This is a genomic window from Kitasatospora sp. NPDC056783 (assembly GCF_042789895.1).
GTDB lineage: Bacteria > Actinomycetota > Actinomycetes > Streptomycetales > Streptomycetaceae > Kitasatospora.
In genome coordinates this window covers 13,127-29,075 of sequence record NZ_JBHUAF010000071.1, presented here as the reverse complement: position 1 = coordinate 29,075, position 15,949 = coordinate 13,127, and the positions used below count along the sequence as shown (strand labels likewise).

General features: G+C 73.5%; 14 protein-coding genes. 5 read left to right on the top strand and 9 right to left on the bottom strand.

What is annotated here, in order from left to right; translation table 11 throughout:
- On the bottom strand, positions 1 to 714 hold a 714-nt coding region (locus ACFRMQ_RS13780; RefSeq protein WP_380730404.1), incomplete at its 3' end, for a prepilin peptidase.
- A gap of 257 nt (positions 715 to 971) precedes the next feature.
- Between ACFRMQ_RS13780 and ACFRMQ_RS13775 the strand changes: the two genes are divergently transcribed.
- A complete protein-coding gene (locus ACFRMQ_RS13775) occupies positions 972 to 2,186 on the top strand; it encodes a pyridoxal phosphate-dependent aminotransferase (RefSeq protein ID WP_380730402.1) in 1,215 nt (404 codons plus the stop codon).
- Positions 2,187 to 2,369: 183 nt separating this feature from the next.
- On the opposite strand, the gene ACFRMQ_RS13770 is transcribed toward ACFRMQ_RS13775, so the two are convergent.
- On the bottom strand, positions 2,370 to 4,196 hold the full coding sequence (locus ACFRMQ_RS13770) for a phosphoenolpyruvate carboxykinase (GTP) (RefSeq protein WP_380730400.1): 1,827 nt from the start codon (positions 4,194 to 4,196) through the stop codon (positions 2,370 to 2,372).
- A 283-nt stretch (positions 4,197 to 4,479) separates the two neighbouring features.
- On the opposite strand from ACFRMQ_RS13770, the gene ACFRMQ_RS13765 reads away from it, so the two are divergent.
- On the top strand, positions 4,480 to 5,154 hold the full coding sequence (locus tag ACFRMQ_RS13765) for a hemolysin III family protein (protein ID WP_380730398.1): 675 nt from the start codon (positions 4,480 to 4,482) through the stop codon (positions 5,152 to 5,154).
- On the opposite strand, the gene ACFRMQ_RS13760 is transcribed toward ACFRMQ_RS13765, so the two are convergent.
- Positions 5,125 to 5,814 carry a hypothetical protein gene (locus ACFRMQ_RS13760; RefSeq protein ID WP_380730396.1) on the bottom strand — a complete coding sequence of 230 codons (690 nt, stop codon included), beginning with the start codon at positions 5,812 to 5,814 and terminating at the stop codon, positions 5,125 to 5,127. The two genes, ACFRMQ_RS13765 and ACFRMQ_RS13760, sit on opposite strands and share 30 nt — an antisense overlap.
- A gap of 307 nt (positions 5,815 to 6,121) precedes the next feature.
- Between ACFRMQ_RS13760 and ACFRMQ_RS13755 the strand changes: the two genes are divergently transcribed.
- Entirely contained in the window at positions 6,122 to 7,687 is a 1,566-nt protein-coding gene (locus ACFRMQ_RS13755; RefSeq protein WP_380730394.1) for an MFS transporter, read from the top strand.
- Positions 7,688 to 7,735: 48 nt separating this feature from the next.
- Positions 7,736 to 8,392, top strand: coding sequence for a TetR/AcrR family transcriptional regulator (locus ACFRMQ_RS13750; RefSeq protein WP_380730392.1), 657 nt, complete (start codon positions 7,736 to 7,738; stop codon positions 8,390 to 8,392).
- Between the two features lie 139 nt (positions 8,393 to 8,531).
- Here ACFRMQ_RS13750 and ACFRMQ_RS13745 read toward each other — a convergent pair whose 3' ends face one another.
- Positions 8,532 to 9,392 (bottom strand): hypothetical protein, encoded by an 861-nt coding sequence (locus ACFRMQ_RS13745; RefSeq protein ID WP_380730389.1) that lies wholly within the window; start codon positions 9,390 to 9,392, stop codon positions 8,532 to 8,534.
- Positions 9,393 to 9,400: 8 nt separating this feature from the next.
- Positions 9,401 to 10,069, bottom strand: coding sequence for a papain-like cysteine protease family protein (locus ACFRMQ_RS13740; RefSeq protein ID WP_380730387.1), 669 nt, complete (start codon positions 10,067 to 10,069; stop codon positions 9,401 to 9,403).
- Positions 10,070 to 10,367: 298 nt separating this feature from the next.
- On the opposite strand from ACFRMQ_RS13740, the gene ACFRMQ_RS13735 reads away from it, so the two are divergent.
- On the top strand, positions 10,368 to 11,300 hold the full coding sequence (locus ACFRMQ_RS13735) for a hypothetical protein (RefSeq protein ID WP_380730406.1): 933 nt from the start codon (positions 10,368 to 10,370) through the stop codon (positions 11,298 to 11,300).
- Between the two features lie 104 nt (positions 11,301 to 11,404).
- Here the strand turns inward: ACFRMQ_RS13735 and ACFRMQ_RS13730 are convergent, their stop codons facing one another.
- From ACFRMQ_RS13730 to mca, 4 genes are all read right to left on the bottom strand, one after another.
- Positions 11,405 to 12,265, bottom strand: coding sequence for a GNAT family N-acetyltransferase (locus ACFRMQ_RS13730; RefSeq protein ID WP_380730385.1), 861 nt, complete (start codon positions 12,263 to 12,265; stop codon positions 11,405 to 11,407).
- Positions 12,266 to 12,336: 71 nt separating this feature from the next.
- Positions 12,337 to 14,406 (bottom strand): thioredoxin domain-containing protein, encoded by a 2,070-nt coding sequence (locus ACFRMQ_RS13725; RefSeq protein ID WP_380730383.1) that lies wholly within the window; start codon positions 14,404 to 14,406, stop codon positions 12,337 to 12,339.
- Between the two features lie 189 nt (positions 14,407 to 14,595).
- Entirely contained in the window at positions 14,596 to 14,787 is a 192-nt protein-coding gene (locus ACFRMQ_RS13720; protein WP_380730381.1) for a hypothetical protein, read from the bottom strand.
- 49 nt (positions 14,788 to 14,836) lie between these two features.
- Positions 14,837 to 15,742, bottom strand: coding sequence for a mycothiol conjugate amidase Mca (gene mca, locus ACFRMQ_RS13715; RefSeq protein WP_380730379.1), 906 nt, complete (start codon positions 15,740 to 15,742; stop codon positions 14,837 to 14,839).
- Positions 15,743 to 15,949: the final 207 nt, after the last annotated feature.

The following is a 15,949-nucleotide window of genomic DNA, read 5'->3' as shown; positions in this document are numbered from 1 at the left end:
CGCCAGGACCGCGGTGAGCGCGCCGAGCAGCAGGAACGGGCCGGCCGGGAGGTCGAGTCCGCGCACCGACCGGCGGCGGGCCAGCGCGGCGGCGGCCCGCAGGGTGGCCCACAGCCCGGCGAGCAGCATCGCGGCGAACAGCCCGCCGAGCACCACCGACCAGCCGTACCAGCCGAGCAGCCCGCCCAGGGCGAGTCCCAGCGGGGAGTCGCCGGGGCCCAACGCGCCTAGCCAGACGGCCAGTTCGAGCAGCGCTCCGACCGCGAGCGCGGCGAGCAGACAGCGCACCGAGGCGCCCGGGTCGCCCTCGGCCAGCGCCGCGGCCGGCAGCAGCGCGGCCACTCCGCCGAGCAGCGGCACGGTCAGCCGGTACGGCAGCCGGCGCACCCGCGCGTCGACGAAGCCGAGCACCACGCCGAGCGCCGCCGCCCAGCCCAGCGCCAGGGCCGGCGCCGGTGGCCGGTCTGCCGCGTACGCGACCGCGACGGCGACCGCCACCGCGACCGGCTCCACCCTCCACGGGCCGGCGCCCAGCCGCCGCCGGCAGCCCGGACAGCGCCCGGACGGCGGCAGCAGGCGCAGTCCCCGCCCGCACGCCGGGCAACCGTCGCGCCAGGGCTCGCCCTCCGGCACCGCGAACCGGGCGATCCGCCCGCGCAGCACCGGAGCCGCCAGCAATCCGACCAGCACCGCCGCGACCACGACCGGGACCACCGGCGCACCCCCTCCTCGACCGACGCACCGGCCACATCCTCCCGCGCCGGCCGCCCGCCCGGTGTGCCGTCCGTCTCGTTCCGCACGACGGCGCGGCGGCGCCCCTCGCATACGTGAGCATTCCGGACATCCGGCCGCCGATTCACAAGGCCGCCCGGGGCTGCCGCCTGCCGATCCAAGGGGGCCGTTCAGGCCCTCGCGAGCGCCCTCCCACAGACCCGCCGAACGGGCCGTCCGTACCCCTAAAGTAGGCGGACATGCAGGTCATCCAGTCCAGCAAGCTCGCCAATGTCTGCTACGACATCCGCGGCCCGGTACTCGACGAGGCGATGCGGCTGGAGGAACAGGGCCACCGCATCCTCAAGCTCAACACGGGCAACCCGGCCACCTTCGGATTCGAGGCGCCCCCGGAGATCCTCCAGGACATCCTGCGCAACCTCGCCAACGCCCACGGCTACGGCGACTCCAAGGGCCTGCTCTCCGCCCGCCGCGCGGTGGTCATGCACTACGAGGAGCGCGGGCTGCACGGCCTCTCCGTCGACGACGTCTTCCTCGGCAACGGCGTCTCCGAACTGATCCAGCTGGCGATGACCGCGCTGCTGGACGACGGCGACGAGGTGCTCGTCCCGGCACCGGACTACCCGCTGTGGACCGCCTCCGTCTCGCTGGCCGGCGGCACCGCCGTGCACTACCGCTGCGACGAACTGTCCGAGTGGTACCCGGACCTCGCCGACATCGAGGCCAAGGTCACCGACCGGACCAGGGCCATCGTGGTGATCAACCCGAACAACCCGACCGGCGCGGTCTACCCGCGCGAGGTGCTGGAGGGCATCGCCGAGATCGCCCGCCGGCACCAGCTGGTGGTCTACGCGGACGAGATCTACGACAAGATCCTCTACGACGACGCCGAGCACGTCCCGCTGGCCACCCTGGCCCCGGACCTCTTCTGCGTCACCTTCAACGGCCTGTCCAAGGCGTACCGGGTCGCGGGCTTCCGCTCCGGCTGGATGGTGCTCTCCGGCGACCGCCGACGCGCCCGCAGCTACGTCGAGGGCCTGAACGTGCTCGCCTCGATGCGCCTGTGCGCCAACATGCCCGCCCAGCACGCGGTGGCCGCCGCGCTCGGCGGACGGCAGTCGATCAAGGACTTGGTGCTGCCCGGCGGCCGGCTGCTCGCCTCCCGGGACGCCGCGTACGAACTGCTCAACGCGATCCCGGGGGTCAGCTGCGTCAAGCCCAAGGGCGCGCTGTACGCCTTCCCCCGGCTGGACCCCAAGGTCCACAAGATCAAGGACGACGCCCGGATGGTGCTCGACCTGCTGCGTTCCCAGCGCATCCTGCTGGTCCAGGGCACCGGCTTCAACTGGCCCGAGCCGGACCACTTCCGGCTGGTCACGCTGCCCCGGCCGGAGGAGATCACCGACGCGGTGACCAGGATCGGGGACTTCCTCGGCGGTTACGTCCAGGCGTAGCGCACCCGGCGTGGCGCACCCGGCGTGGCGTGCCCGGCGCGGGAAACACTACGGCCGGAGCCCCGGCTCCGGCGATCTCCTTGGTCGGGGAAGATCGCCGGGCGGAACTCCGGCCGTCCTGCCGCTCGGCGGGGCGCGCGGTTCGTGCCGCGCGCCCGCCTCTGTCCCGGCTGAGGCTCAGGCTCAGCCGAGGCGCGCGACGAGGTTCCGGTACTCGTCCCACAGCTCCTTCGGGGTGTGGTCACCGAAGGTCTCCAGGTGGGCCGGCACGAGCGCGGCCTCCTGGCGCCAGATGTCGGCGTCCACGGTGAAGAGCAGGTCGAGGTCCTCCTTGGACAGCTCCAGGCCGCCGAGGTCGAAGCCCTCGACGGTCGGCAGCACGCCGATCGGGGTCTCCACGCCCTCGCCGGTGCCCTCCAGGCGCTCGACGACCCACTTGAGCACGCGGCTGTTCTCGCCGTAGCCGGGCCAGACGAACTTGCCCTCGGCGTTCTTGCGGAACCAGTTGACGTAGTAGATCTTCGGCAGCTTGGCGGCGTCCGCCTGGGCGCCGACCTTCAGCCAGTGGGCGAAGTAGTCGCCCATGTTGTAGCCGCAGAACGGCAGCATCGCGAACGGGTCGCGGCGCAGCTCGCCGACGGTGCCCTCGGCGGCGGCGGTCTTCTCGGAGGCGATGTTGGCGCCCAGGAAGACGCCGTGCTGCCAGTCGAAGGACTCGGTCACCAGCGGGACGGCGGTGGCGCGGCGGCCGCCGAACAGGATCGCCGAGATCGGCACGCCCGCCGGGTCCTCCCACTCGGGGGCGATGGTCGGGCACTGGGCGGCCGGCACCGCGAAGCGGGCGTTCGGGTGGGCGGCCGGGGTGCCGGACTCGGGGGTCCAGTCGTTGCCGCGCCAGTCGGTCAGGTGCGCCGGGGGCTCCTCGGTGAGGCCCTCCCACCACACGTCGCCGTCGTCGGTGAGGGCGACGTTGGTGAAGACCGTGTTGCCCCAGAGGGTCTCGATGGCGTTGGCGTTGGTGTCCACGCCGGTGCCCGGGGCGACGCCGAAGAAGCCGGCCTCGGGGTTGATGGCGTAGAGGCGGCCGTCCTGGCCGAAGCGCATCCAGGCGATGTCGTCGCCGATGGTCTCGACCTTCCAGCCCGGGACGGTCGGCTGGAGCATGGCCAGGTTGGTCTTGCCGCAGGCCGAGGGGAAGGCGGCCGCGACGTACTTGGCCTCGCCGTTCGGCGGGGTGAGCTTCAGGATGAGCATGTGCTCGGCCAGCCAGCCCTCGTCACGGGCCATGGTCGAGGCGATGCGCAGCGCGTAGCACTTCTTGCCGAGCAGGGCGTTGCCGCCGTAGCCCGAGCCGAAGGACCAGATCTCCTTGGTCTCCGGGAAGTGCGAGATGTACTTGGTGCTGTTGCACGGCCACGCCACGTCGGCCTGGCCCTCGGCGAGCGGGGCGCCGACGGTGTGCACGGCGCGGACGAAGTCGCCGTCCTCGCCGAGCTGGTCCAGTACGGCCCGGCCCATCCGGGTCATCACGCGCATGGAGACGGCGACGTAAGCGGAGTCGGTGATCTCGACGCCGTACGCGGCCAGCGGGGAGCCGACCGGGCCCATCGAGAAGGGCACGACGTACATCGTGCGGCCCTTCATCGCGCCGCGGAAGAGGCCCTGCTCGCCCTGGAAGAGGGCCCGCATCTCGGCGGGGGCCTTCCAGTTGTTGGTCGGTCCGGCGTCCTTCTCCTGCTCGGAGCAGATGAAGGTCCGGTCCTCGACGCGCGCCACGTCCGTGGGGTCCGAGGCGGCGTAGTAGGAGTTGGGGCGCTTTTCCTCGTCGAGCTTCTTGAAGGTGCCCTGAGCCACCAGCAGGTCCGCGAGGCGCTGGTACTCCTCGTCGGAACCGTCGCACCACTCGATGCGGTCCGGCTGGGTGAGCTCGGCGATCTCGCTCACCCAAGCGAGCAGCTGCTTGTGGTGGGTGGGCGCGGATGCGCTGAGAGCAGAGATCTCGTACGACACGATCGCTCCGTTTCACGCCATCTCGGCGAGGAGAAGGCGTCGCGGGGGTCTGAGGGTGCTTGCAGCGTAGCTCCGGCCTCAAGGCTCGAACGGGGCAAAGCGGCGAAATTGACGGACCTTTTACTACGAGAAGTATTATTACTCACCAGTAACATGCCGTCGCCACCGTCGTCGGAGTGGGCGGCACCACACTCCAATTACTCCAAAACGTCCAAGAGTGACGATCGCCACTTCCTACGCATGAGTAACCTACGGAGGCGTAGGTAACGGGTAGCATGCCGCCATGACTGCTGCTGCGCTCGGGGAGAGCGCGCTCACGGAGAGCAAGCCGAAGTGGCGCGGCTGGCTGCACGCCGGGATGTTCCCCGCCACGGTCGCCGCCGGAATCGTGCTGATATGCCTGGCCGACTCGGGGCCCGCGAGGATCGCCTGCGCGATCTACTCGGTCAGCGCCTGGCTGCTGTTCGGGGTCAGCGCGGTGTACCACCGCTTCGACTGGGGCCCGCGCGGGGACGCCGTGCTGCGCCGGCTCGACCACGCGAACATCTTCCTGATCATCGCGGGCACCTACACCCCGTTCACGATGCTGCTGCTCAAGGGCGCCGACCAGCAGGTGCTGCTCTGGGCGGTCTGGGGCGGCGCGCTGGCCGGGATCGCGTTCCGGGTGTTCTGGGTCGGCGCGCCGCGCTGGCTGTACACCCCCGTGTACCTGGCGCTGGGCTGGGCCGCCGTCCTCTACCTGCCGGACTTCCTGCACGCCGGCGGGGTCGCCGTCCTGGTGCTGATGGTCGTCGGCGGGGTGCTCTACAGCATCGGCGGCGTGGTGTACGGGCTCAAGCGGCCCAACCCCTCACCGCGCTGGTTCGGGTTCCACGAGGTGTTCCACGCCTTCACCCTGGGGGCGTTCATCGTCCAGTACGTCGGGGTCTCACTGGTGGCGTACAGCACGACCGGCTGATCCCGGCGCACCACCCCGACGGGCGGTCGAACGGTCCACGGACCGGGCGGCCGCCCGTTCCGCCGTCCACGGGCGCTCGTACGGGGCCCGGAGCTGCGGGCCGCGCGGGTGCGGCGAGTGGTCGGCGGCGCCCGGCTCGGACCGCGCGGCCGGGTCCTGGAACGACTCGTGCGCGTGGTGGTGCTCACCGTGGCCGTGGTGCTCGCCGTACCCGCGGTGCGGCTCGCCGTACGGCTCCCGCCACGGCTCGACCGGCTCACGGCGAAGCTCCCGGGCCGCGTCCGGTTCCCGGCGGGGCGCGCGACCGGCCCCCCACCGCGAGCCGGTCGGCGCCGGGGACTCCGGCCCTCCCCCCGCCGCCGAGCGGGCGCGCGCCTGCCGGGCGTCCAGCGCCTCGCGGGCCCGGCGGCAGCGCTCGCAGTGCGCGGCGTCCGGGGTGCCGCGGCGCGGGCGGTGCCGGACCGGAGCCGTCCCGTCGTGCAACGCGCGCCAGCGGCGGGCGACGTAGACCATGAGCAGCAGGGTCTCGATCCCGGCGACCGCCAGCACCAGCAGGGCTCCGTTGATCAGATAGGCCGCCACCACGGCCAGCGCGGAGCCCACCACCACCGCCGAACCCCACACCTGGGCGCTCGTCCGCCTGTCGTCCGCGTCGGCCACTTCGGTCCCCTTTCCCGGTGCCGGGCTCGTGGTCGGCTCCTGCCGCCCCACCCCTTCTCCGCTCTCGGCACACGTCGGCCAGCACTGACCGATTGCCACATCGTATCTACCGACAGTCATGGACTACCGCCCCGAGGCGGCGAACGCCAGATCAACGTTGCGTCAATTCCTTGTGCTGAAACAGCACTTCGAGGACACATCACGGAGCGTGGCCGATGGGCACGGGTTGACGATCCGAAGTTTCCAGGAGTTACTTTCATTTGGCAGTCGCTCTCACTTTCAGGATCCGACGGACCCGGAGGACACCGTGCCCACCGCCCCTCCCGCTGCCGCGGCCACCGCCGCGGCCGCCACCGCCGCCGACCCGCGCCGGTGGCTCGCCCTGGTCGCCGTCGCCCTGAGCGTCCTGGTGATCAGCTTCGACATGACGGTGCTCAACGTCGCCCTGCCCGCGCTCGCCGACCAGCTCGGGGCCACCACCGGGCAGCAGCAGTGGATCGTCGACGCCTACACCGTGGTGTTCGCCGCCGTGATGCTCCCGGCCGGCCTGCTCGGCGACCGGTTCGGCCGCCGCCGCACGCTCACCACCGGACTCGCCCTGTTCGGCCTCGCCTCCGCCATCGGCATGCTCACCGGCTCCCCCGCCACCCTGATAGCCGCCCGGGCCGGCATGGGCCTGGCCGCCTCCCTGGTGATGCCGATGTCGATGGCGGTGATCCCCGGCCTCTTCCCGCCCGCCGAACAGCGCCGGGCCACCGCGATCCTGGCCGCCGCGGTCTCCCTCGGCGCACCGCTCGGACCACTGATCGGCGGCTTCCTGCTCCAGCACTTCTGGTGGGGCTCGGTCTTCGCGATCAACATCCCGCTCACCGCGCTCGGCATCGCCGCCTGCGTCCTGCTGCTGCCGGAGACCCGCGACCCGGCCGCGCCCCGGATCGACCTGCTCGCCACCCTGCTCGCCGCCGTCGGACTCGCCGGGCTCACCTACGGCATCATCGAGGGCGCCGACCGGGGCTGGGTCGACACCCTGGTGCTCGCCACCCTGGCCGGCTCGCTGCTCGCCCTCACCGCGCTGGTGCTGCGCAGCCGTCGGCAACGCGACCCGATGCTCGACCTCCGCCTGCTCGCCGACCGCACCTTCCGCTGGTCCTCCGTCGCGGCCACGCTGATCTCGCTCGTCCTGTTCGGCGCCTTCTTCGTCCTGCCGCTCTACTTCCAGAGCGTGCTCGGCGCGGACGCCCTCGGCACCGGACTGCGGCTCATGCCGATCATGCTCGGACTGCTGGTCGCCGCCAAGGCCACCGACCGCCTGGTCGGCCGGCTCGGCGCCCGTACGGTGATCACCCTCGGCCTGGCCCTGCTCGCCGCCGCGCTGCTGTTCGGCAGCCGCACCGGCACCGGCGACGGCTACGGGCGGGCCGCGGTCTGGCTCGCCGTGCTCGGCGTCGGGATGGGACTCACCCTGATCACCGCCCAGTCCTCCGCCTTGGTCACGCTGCCGCCGGCCCGGGCCGGGGTCGGCTCGGGACTGGTCCAGACCCTGCGGCAGGTCGGCGGCGCGATCGGGATCGCCGCCTTCGGCAGTCTGCTGTCCGGGTCCTACCGGGGCGCGTTGGACACCGGCGGGCTGCCGGCCGAGGCGGCGCACCGGGCCGGGGAGTCCGTGGTCGCCGCCGACGCCGTCGCCCGGGCCGGGGGCGGGGAGGGCGGGCAGGCGCTCAGCGCCTCCGCGCACGCCGCGTACGTGCACGGGATGGGGGTGGTGCTGCTGGTGGCCGGGCTGGTCGCGGTGTTCTCGGCGGTGCTGGTCGCGGCCCGGATGCCCGCGGACGCCCCCGCCGCCGGCCCCGCCTCCGGACCGGATCGCGGCTGAGACCGCGGCCACGATCGCGGCCGAGGAAGATCACGGATAATCGGAACCATGACCTCCCAGCAGCCGACCGCGGCCCTGCCGGACGCCCCGACCGACCCGGTCCAGGCGATGCTGGAGGCGCCCCTGTCGCTGCGCGAGCGCAAGAAGCTGAAGACCCGCCAGACCATCCGCCGCGAGGCGTACCGGATGTTCGCCGAACAGGGCTACGAGAACACCACGGTGGAGCAGATCGCCGCCGCCGCCGAGGTCTCGCCGTCCACCTTCTTCCGGTACTTCGCCACCAAGGACGACCTGGTCCTCTCCGACGAGTACGACCCGGCACTGATCACCGCCCTGCTGGCCCGCCCCGCCGACGAGCCCTTCCTCACCTCCTGCCGGGAGGTCATGACCGGGCTGGTCCGGGCACTGCTCCGGCACGAGCGCCTGGAACTGCTCGCCCGGATGCGGCTGGTCACCGAGGTCGCCGCGCTGCGCACCGGGATGCACCGGGGCCGCCACAGCCCGGAGGAGCTCTACCTCACGGTGCTCACCCGGCGGGCGGGCGTCGAGGAGCCCAACTACGAGATGCGGGTGACGGCCGCCGCGATCAGCGCCGCCACCACCGAGGCCATGCTGCGCTGGGCGGCGGGCGGCGGCCGGGAGGACCTCGCGGCGCTCATCGACCGGACCTTCGCGCTGCTGGAGAGCGGGTTCGCCGGGGTGTGAGCCGGGGTTGTGAGCCGGAGCGGGTGTGAGCCGGAGTGCTCCGCCGTACCGGGGGTGCTCTCCTGTGCCGAGGAGCGCCCCCGGCCGCACGGCGGGAAGGCGGCGGGGCCCGGTCCGACCGGCCGGACCCCGCCCGCCGTCAGCCCCGGCGGGCGCCCGACCTGCGCCGCAGCACGGCACCCGCGCCCACCAGCGCGGTGGCCCCGAGGGCGGCGCCCGCCGTCACGGCCGGCAGCACCGACGACCCGGACGGTGCCCCGGCCCCCTCCGCGGTGTCCACCGGGTAGCCGCCGCCCTTGCCCTGCCGGTCGTACGCCGAGCCGGGCAGCTTGTCCCCGTACCGCTGGTGCACCAGCTGCTGGTACGCGGCCAGCGTCACCCCGCCCGCGCCCACCGAGCGCCGGGCCTCGTCGTCCAGCGGCAACACCCGGCCGTCGCGCAGCACGTACCAGGCGTTGACCTGCGGCTCGCGGAAGGCGGTGCCACCGCCCCCGCTCGCCGCCTTCGCCGCGTAGTCGCCCTCGTCACCGCCCGAGGCGATGTTGACCACCTTCCAGGCCCCGCCCTGCCGGACGGTCCAGACCGAGGCGCTCTGCCCGTCCGCCGCGACCACCGTGCTGGCGGTGAACTCTGCCTTCGCCACCGGCGCGCCCGGGGTGCCGGCCACGAAGCCGGGGTCCAGGACGTAGACCGGCACGGTGTCCCCGGCCAGCCGCGGGGAGGCCGCGCTCGCCGCCCGCGCCTCCTCGGCGGCGCCGATGGTCAGCTGCTGGGCCGGCGGGGCGCCCTTGCGGGCGAAGAAGTGGCCGACCTTGTCGAGGACGGCCGGGTCCCGCACCGCGTCGCGGGCCTGCGCCAGCTCGGCGGCGGACACCGGGGCCGGCGCCTCCGGATCGGCGGCGTGCGCGGCCGGGGCGAGCGCCAGCGCGAGGCCGGCGGTGAGCAGGGCGGCTGCGGCGGTGGCGGCGGCGGACCGACGGCGGCTCGTGATCTCGGTCATGGTCGCCCTCACGCGCCGATCCGGTACAGGGAGTGGGTCCAGGAGAACGTGCCGTTGCTCACGTAGTACCCGTAGTCCGCCCAGTTGTAGCGGTAGTTGGAGGGCCATGGGTCGCCCCAGTAGACCCAGTTGCTCGTGGTGTCGTAGCCGTACAGGACGTGCATGTGGCCGCCGCCCGAACTCCACTGGATGCGCGTCTCGATCGGCCGGTCGGCGTTCACCTCGGACTGCACGGTGCTGTAGTTCAGGTACCCGCTGACGTACGAACCCGGGTTGATGCCGACCCAGTTCAGGCCGTTCTGCACATCGCCCAGCGTGGCCTGGCTGTTGGGGCAGCCGGAGTTGGCGGAGCGGCCGAACGCGGCGTTGCAGAACGCGTTCTGGCTGTAGTTGTAGCCGAACCAGGTGGCGATGGTGTTCCCGCTCGCCGCCCAGCACCAGTTGGTCTGCTGTTGCTGCTGCATGGTGATGTTGAGCTTCTTGTACGTGCCGGCCAGATCGGCCGTGCTGCCGGGCGCGGCCGCCTGGCGGACCTGGTGCGCGGCGCGGTCCTGGGCCGGGTGCGGCGCCGGGGCGGCGACCGCGGGCGCGGCCACCGCGGCGGTGAGCGCCGGGCCCAGCACACCGAGGGCGAGCAGTGAGACCGCGCGGCGCAGCCGTATCCGTGGAACTGGCATGGGGAAATGCCTCCTTGCACGAATGGAGCGAGGTGCTGTGTGGGGGCGCGGTCCGGATCGCGGCCCCGAGCATCGCGCCTCGTCAGGGGCGGGTCAACGGCCCTGGATCACGGTGTGAACGGGCCGGTGCGGATGTGAACGACGCCCGGGAAACCCGCGCGCGGCAGGCTCGGACCGGTGACAAACCGGCGTGCCGATGTGAATATTCACGGTCAAAAGCCGGACCGTCCGCACCGCCGCCGCCCGCCTGGTCCGCACACCCGCTCCGCTCCGCCCCGCCCCGCCCCAGGAGGCCGCCATCCACAAGAGCGACCCCGCCGAGCTCGCCGCCGCCCTGCGCACCGGCCCGTTCCACCTCGCCCTGCGCACCGCGATCTCGGCCCGCGGCCTCGCCCTGCACCGCGTCCGCCGCCACCTCGCACTGCGCGGCGTCAACGTCGGTCTCACCAGCCTCAGTTACTGGCAGCAGGGCCGCCGCCGCCCCGAACGCGCCGAGTCACTGCGCGCCGTCGCCGCCCTGGAGGAAGTCCTCGACCTGCCCGAGCACTCCCTCACCCGGCTGCTCGGCCCCCGCCGCGCTGTCGGCCCCGCCCCGGCCGGCCCGCCCGTCCGCCCGTACCGCGACCTCATCTCCCCCGCCACGGCCGTCGACGACCTGCTCGCCGCCCTGGCCGGCCCCCGCGACACCGGACTGCACACCGTCACCCACATCGAACGCATCCGGGTCGGCCCCGACCGCCAGCTCACCCGCCGCGACTCCCAGCACGCCCTGCGCGCCCACCGCGACGGCATCGACCGCTACCTCGCCCTCTACCAGGGCGACCCGGGCAGCGACATCACGCGCGTCGGCGTCCGCACCGAGGAGAACTGCCGCCCCGGCCGCATCCGCCGCGACCAGGCCCACCACCTGCTCGCCGCCGAACTCCTCCTCGACCGCCGGCTCCGCGCCGGCGACACCCACCTGCTCGGCTACGGCTTCGACGAGGCCCCCTCCCCCGACCCCAGCTGCGAGTACGTCCGCGGCTTCAACGCCGGCGCCGGCCAGTACGTCCTCCAGGTCACCTTCCACCCCGCCGCCCTGCCGGTGCGCTGCCACCGCTTCGCCCTGCACTCGCCGGGCGGCACCCCGTACGAGACCGAGGAACTCACCCTCGACGGGCACCACTGCGTCCACCTGGTGGCGACGGCGCTGCGGCCCTGCCTGCTGGGAATCCGGTGGGACTGGGAGTGACGGCCGACCGGTGCCGCGTTGTCGTCGACCCGTTCGGGACCGAGCCCGCCGTCGCGCACCCGGCCGAGGACGCGTAGGCCCTCTCCTCCGGATGCCGCCGCCGGTCACCCCCGGCGGAAGTCCAGGACCAGCGAGTCCTCCACCGGCCGGAACCCGATCTGCTGGTAGATGGAGTTGCTGGTCGGGTTGGCGAGGTCCGTGTAGAGCAGGACCTCGGCGGCGCCGAGGGAGCGGACGCGGGCCGAGGCGGCGGCGGTGACGGCGGTGCCGTAGCCGCGGCCGCGGCTTTCGGCGGGGGTGTAGACCGGGCCGATCCGGGACATCCCGGCGAGGATCACACTGCTGCCGGCCATGGCGACCGGGCGGCCCCCGTCCTCCCACAGGTGCAGCGCACCGTCCGCGATCCGCTGGTCCACCGCGCGCGGCACGTCGGCGAGTTCGACTCCGACCTCGGCCAGGAACTCCTCGTACCAGCGGACCGCCAACGCGCGGTCGGCCGGTCCGGCCAGCCGGTGGCGGCCCGCGGGCGGGCGTGGCGGGTCGGCCGACTCTGCGAGCCGGTAGAGCCGTTGACCGAACCGGACGGAGTGCTCGGTGCCGGTGGCGGCCGTCCAGGCGGCGGCGAAGGCACGGGCCGGTCCGACACCTCCGCCGACCCCGGCCACCGTGGTGAACTCCGTTCCGGCAGCGGCGAGTTCCACCGCCAGCTCGGCGGCGACGGCCGGCCGCATGAGGGAGAGCCGGGGGCCGGACGGCGAGGTCTGGACGAAGGCGCCCCCGACCGGGCCGCCCTCCTCGGGCCGCCACCAGCCGAAGACCGGCGGCTCGCCGAACACCGTCAGGCCGGACTCGGCCAGCCGGTGCGCGATGGTCAGCAGGACGGTGTTCTCGGCCGGGTGGGCGGCCAGGAAGGCGCCCGCCTGATCGCGGAACTCGTCGAGGGAGGCGCTCAAGGTCCAGGTCATGGACCATGGTGGCGCCGCGCCGGACCCCTTCGCCAATGGTTTTGTTCGGCCTTGGGCGGCCTTGGGCGGCCCTATTCGACCGCCACGCCCAGCTTCTCGGCCAGCGCCGCCGGATCGGTGGTCGGGGCGTCACAGGCGAAGTGCCGGCAGACGTAGGCCGCGGGCGCCCCACCGATCAGCGGCCGGTCCGCCAACAGCGGCACCTCGGCCTCCCCGTCCTCCACCGGCTCCCCGGCCTTCCTGGGCGCGCCGACCGCGACCACCGCGCCGGGCGCCGTCCCGAGCAGCGCGGCCCGCCGGAGCGCGGCGGTGCCCGGGTCCCCGTCCGGGCCGACCACGGCGACCTCCCGCGGCCCGTCGAGCAGCGCCTCGGAGACGGCCAGGCCCCAGCCGATGAAGCGCGGGGCCCGTCCGGCGAGCGCGCCGACCACGCCGAGGGCCCGCTCGGCGGCCGTGCGGTGCCGGTCGGAGCCGGTGTACGCGGCGTACGTGAGCAGGGCGCCGGCCGCGGCCGTCCAGCCGGACGGGGTGGCGTTGTCGGTCGGGTCCTGCGGGCGGCGGATCAGCTCCTCGGCGTCGTCCGCGGTGTCGTAGAGCGCGCCGGAGGCCTCGTCGGTGAAGCGCTTGAGCACGGTGTCGAGCAGGCCGCCCGCCAGCTGGAGCCAGGAGGCCTCACCGGTGACGGCGTACAGCGCGAGGAAGCCCTCGGCGGTGTCCGCGTAGTCCTCCAGCACGCCGGCGTTGGCACCGGCCCTGCCGTCCCGGGAGGTGCGCAGCAGCCGGCCGTCCGGGGTGAGGTGGACGGCGAGCAGCAGGTCGGCGGCGCGTTCGGCGGCCTCGACCAGCTCGGGGCGGTCCAGCAGCGCACCGGTCTCGGCGAGGGCGGCGATGGCGAGGCCGTTCCAGGCGGCGACCACCTTGTCGTCCCGGGCCGGGGCGGGGCGGGCCGTCCGCGCTTCGGCCAGTCGGGCCCGGATCGCCTCGTACTCGGCGAAGTCCTCGGGGTCGGCGAGGAGTTGGAGCACCGAGGTGCCGTGCTCGAAGGTGCCGTCGGCGGTGACGGTGAACAGCCGGGCCGCGGTGGCCGCGTCGGCCGGGCCCAGCAGATCGACCAACTGGCCGGGCTCCCACACGTAGTAGGCGCCCTCGGCGGACTGCCCGGTCTCCTCGTCCAGGCTGTCGGCGTCCAGCGCGGAGGCGAACGCTCCCTCGGGGGTGAGGAGTTCACGCAGCAGGAAGTCCGCGGTGGACAGCGCGACCCGGCGGGCCAGGTCCGACCCGGTGGCCCGCCACAGGTGCAGGTAGGCGCGCAGCAGCAGGGCGTTGTCGTAGAGCATCTTCTCGAAGTGCGGCACCACCCAGCCGGCGTCCACCGAGTACCGGGCGAAGCCTCCGCCGAGCTGGTCGTGGATGCCGCCGCGGGCCATCGCCTCACCGGTGCGGACGGCCATCTCCAGCGCCGCCTCCGAGCCGGTCCGGGCGTGGTGGCGCAGCAGGAACTCCAGCACCATGGCCGGCGGGAACTTGGGCGCGCCGCCGAAGCCGCCGCGGGCCTGGTCGAAGTCCCGGCTGAGGGTCACCAGCGCCTGGTGCAGGTCCGCCTCGCCGGGCGGGTTGTGGGCGCCCGCCGAGTAGACGGCGGCCCGCTCGGCCAGGTCGGCCCGGATCCGCCGGGCGACCTCCCCGACCTCTTCCCGGCGGTCCCGCCAGGCGGCATCGACGCCCTCCAGCACCTGCCGGAAGGACGGCATCCCGTGCCGGGGCCGCGGCGGGAAGTAGGTGCCGAAGTAGAACGGCTCCTTGCCGGGAGTGAGGAACACCGTCATCGGCCACCCACCCTGCCCGGTCGCGGCCTGCACCGCCTCCATGTACACGGCATCGACGTCCGGCCGCTCCTCCCGGTCCACCTTGACCGCGACGAACCGCCCGTTGAGGTACTCGGCCAGCCCGGCGTCCTCGAAGCTCTCGTGCGCCATCACGTGGCACCAATGGCAGGCCGCGTACCCGACGCTCAGCAGCACCGGCACGCCGCGCCGTTCCGCCTCCGCGAACGCCTCGGGGCCCCACTCCCACCAGTCCACGGGGTTGTCGGCGTGCTGCTGGAGGTACGGGGAGGTCGCGTGCGCCAACCGGTTCACCATGGCCGCAGTATCTCAGTCGGCCGGCCCGCTGTGCGGGCGGCCTCGCCAACACGCCGGGGACGGGCGCGCGGGTCCCGCGGCCACCGGGGGTCACGGCCTGCCGCGACCGCGTCAGCGCCCAGGGTCCCCCGGAGCCGGGCGGGCCGCCGACGCTCGCGAGGGCCGGCCCCGTGGGGCCGGCCCTCGGTTTCACTCCTTCGGGCCCTCCGGCTCCTCGACGAAGTCGACCTTCTTGAACTGCCGGTTCATCGACTTGGCCAGGAACCAGGTCGCGACGCCGAGGGCGGCGAAGACGACGAAGCCGAGGAGCCCGGGGGTGACCTTGGAGTCGTCGACGGCGAGGTCAGCGGCGAGGTGGACGAGGTTCACGGAGGCACTCATATCTCTATGGTCGCCCGGCTCACGCGCGGCCGGGCCGTCGGGGGGTGGTTCAGTCGCGCGTGTCGGCGGTCTCGGCCACCAGGGTGGGGGTGCGCAGGCCGACGAACAGGTCGTCCTCCGGCAGGTCCACGTCGACCAGGGTACGGGCGAGTTCGTAGTCCTCGGTGGGCCAGACCTCGCGCTGGATCTCCAGCGGGACGCGGAACCACGGGCCGTCCGGGTCGATCTGGGTCGCGTGGGCGATCAGCGCCCGGTCGCGGGTCTCGAACCAGTCGCCGCAGCGGACCCGGGTGGTGATCTCCCGCTCCTTGCGGCCGCTCTTCTCCCAGCCCTCGATCCACTCGCCGTACGGCGACTCGTGGCCGTGCTCGGTGAGGTACTCGTGCAGGGCCCGGATGCGGCCCATCGGGAAGCCGTGGTTGTAGTACAGCTTGAGCGGCTGCCAGGGCTCGCCGGCCTCCGGGTAGGCGTCCGGGTCGCCCGCGGCGTCGAAGGCCAGCATGGTGATCTTGTGGGTCATGATGTGGTCCGGGTGCGGGTACCCGCCGTTCTCGTCGTAGGTCGTGATGACCTGCGGCTTGAACTCGCGGATCAGCCGGACCAGCGGCTCCGCCGCCGTCTCGACGTCCTCCAGGGCGAAGCAGCCCTCGGGCAACGGGGGCAGCGGGTCCCCCTCGGGCAGGCCGGAGTCCACGAAGCCCAGCCAGGCCTGCTTGACGCCGAGGATCGCCCGCGCCTCGTCCATCTCCTTGCGGCGCACCTCGTGGATGTTCTCCTCGATGTACGGGTCCCCCTGCAGCTTGGGGTTGAGGACCGACCCGCGCTCGCCCCCCGTGCAGGTGGCCACCAGCACGTCCACGCCCTGCTCGACGTACATGGCCATGGAGGCCGCGCCCTTGCTGGACTCGTCGTCCGGATGGGCGTGCACCGCCATCAGTCGCAACTGCTCAGTCAACGCCTTGCGTTCCTTCCACACTCGTCGGGCGTTCCGCGGAGTCCGGGTCTGCCCACCGTACGAACCGCTCACTTCGGGGCCGCGTCGCCGCGGGGTCGTACCGTCCGACGTCGTCGGCGCGGCCGAGCCCTGCCCCCGCCGGACCGGCCGCGGGCGTGCCCCTCCTATAGTGACGGACTGGAGGAGCGTCGCATTCCCCCGCACCAC

Coding starts and splice junctions, on each gene's coding strand:
- ACFRMQ_RS13730 (WP_380730385.1), bottom strand. CDS start 12,265: ATGACCTGGACCTTGAGCGCCTCCCTCGACGAGTTCCGCGATCAGGCG.
- ACFRMQ_RS13765 (WP_380730398.1), top strand. CDS start 4,480: ATGACTGCTGCTGCGCTCGGGGAGAGCGCGCTCACGGAGAGCAAGCCG.
- ACFRMQ_RS13745 (WP_380730389.1), bottom strand. CDS start 9,392: ATGACCGAGATCACGAGCCGCCGTCGGTCCGCCGCCGCCACCGCCGCA.
- ACFRMQ_RS13725 (WP_380730383.1), bottom strand. CDS start 14,406: ATGGTGAACCGGTTGGCGCACGCGACCTCCCCGTACCTCCAGCAGCAC.
- ACFRMQ_RS13750 (WP_380730392.1), top strand. CDS start 7,736: ATGACCTCCCAGCAGCCGACCGCGGCCCTGCCGGACGCCCCGACCGAC.
- ACFRMQ_RS13775 (WP_380730402.1), top strand. CDS start 972: ATGCAGGTCATCCAGTCCAGCAAGCTCGCCAATGTCTGCTACGACATC.
- ACFRMQ_RS13720 (WP_380730381.1), bottom strand. CDS start 14,787: ATGAGTGCCTCCGTGAACCTCGTCCACCTCGCCGCTGACCTCGCCGTC.
- ACFRMQ_RS13740 (WP_380730387.1), bottom strand. CDS start 10,069: ATGCCAGTTCCACGGATACGGCTGCGCCGCGCGGTCTCACTGCTCGCC.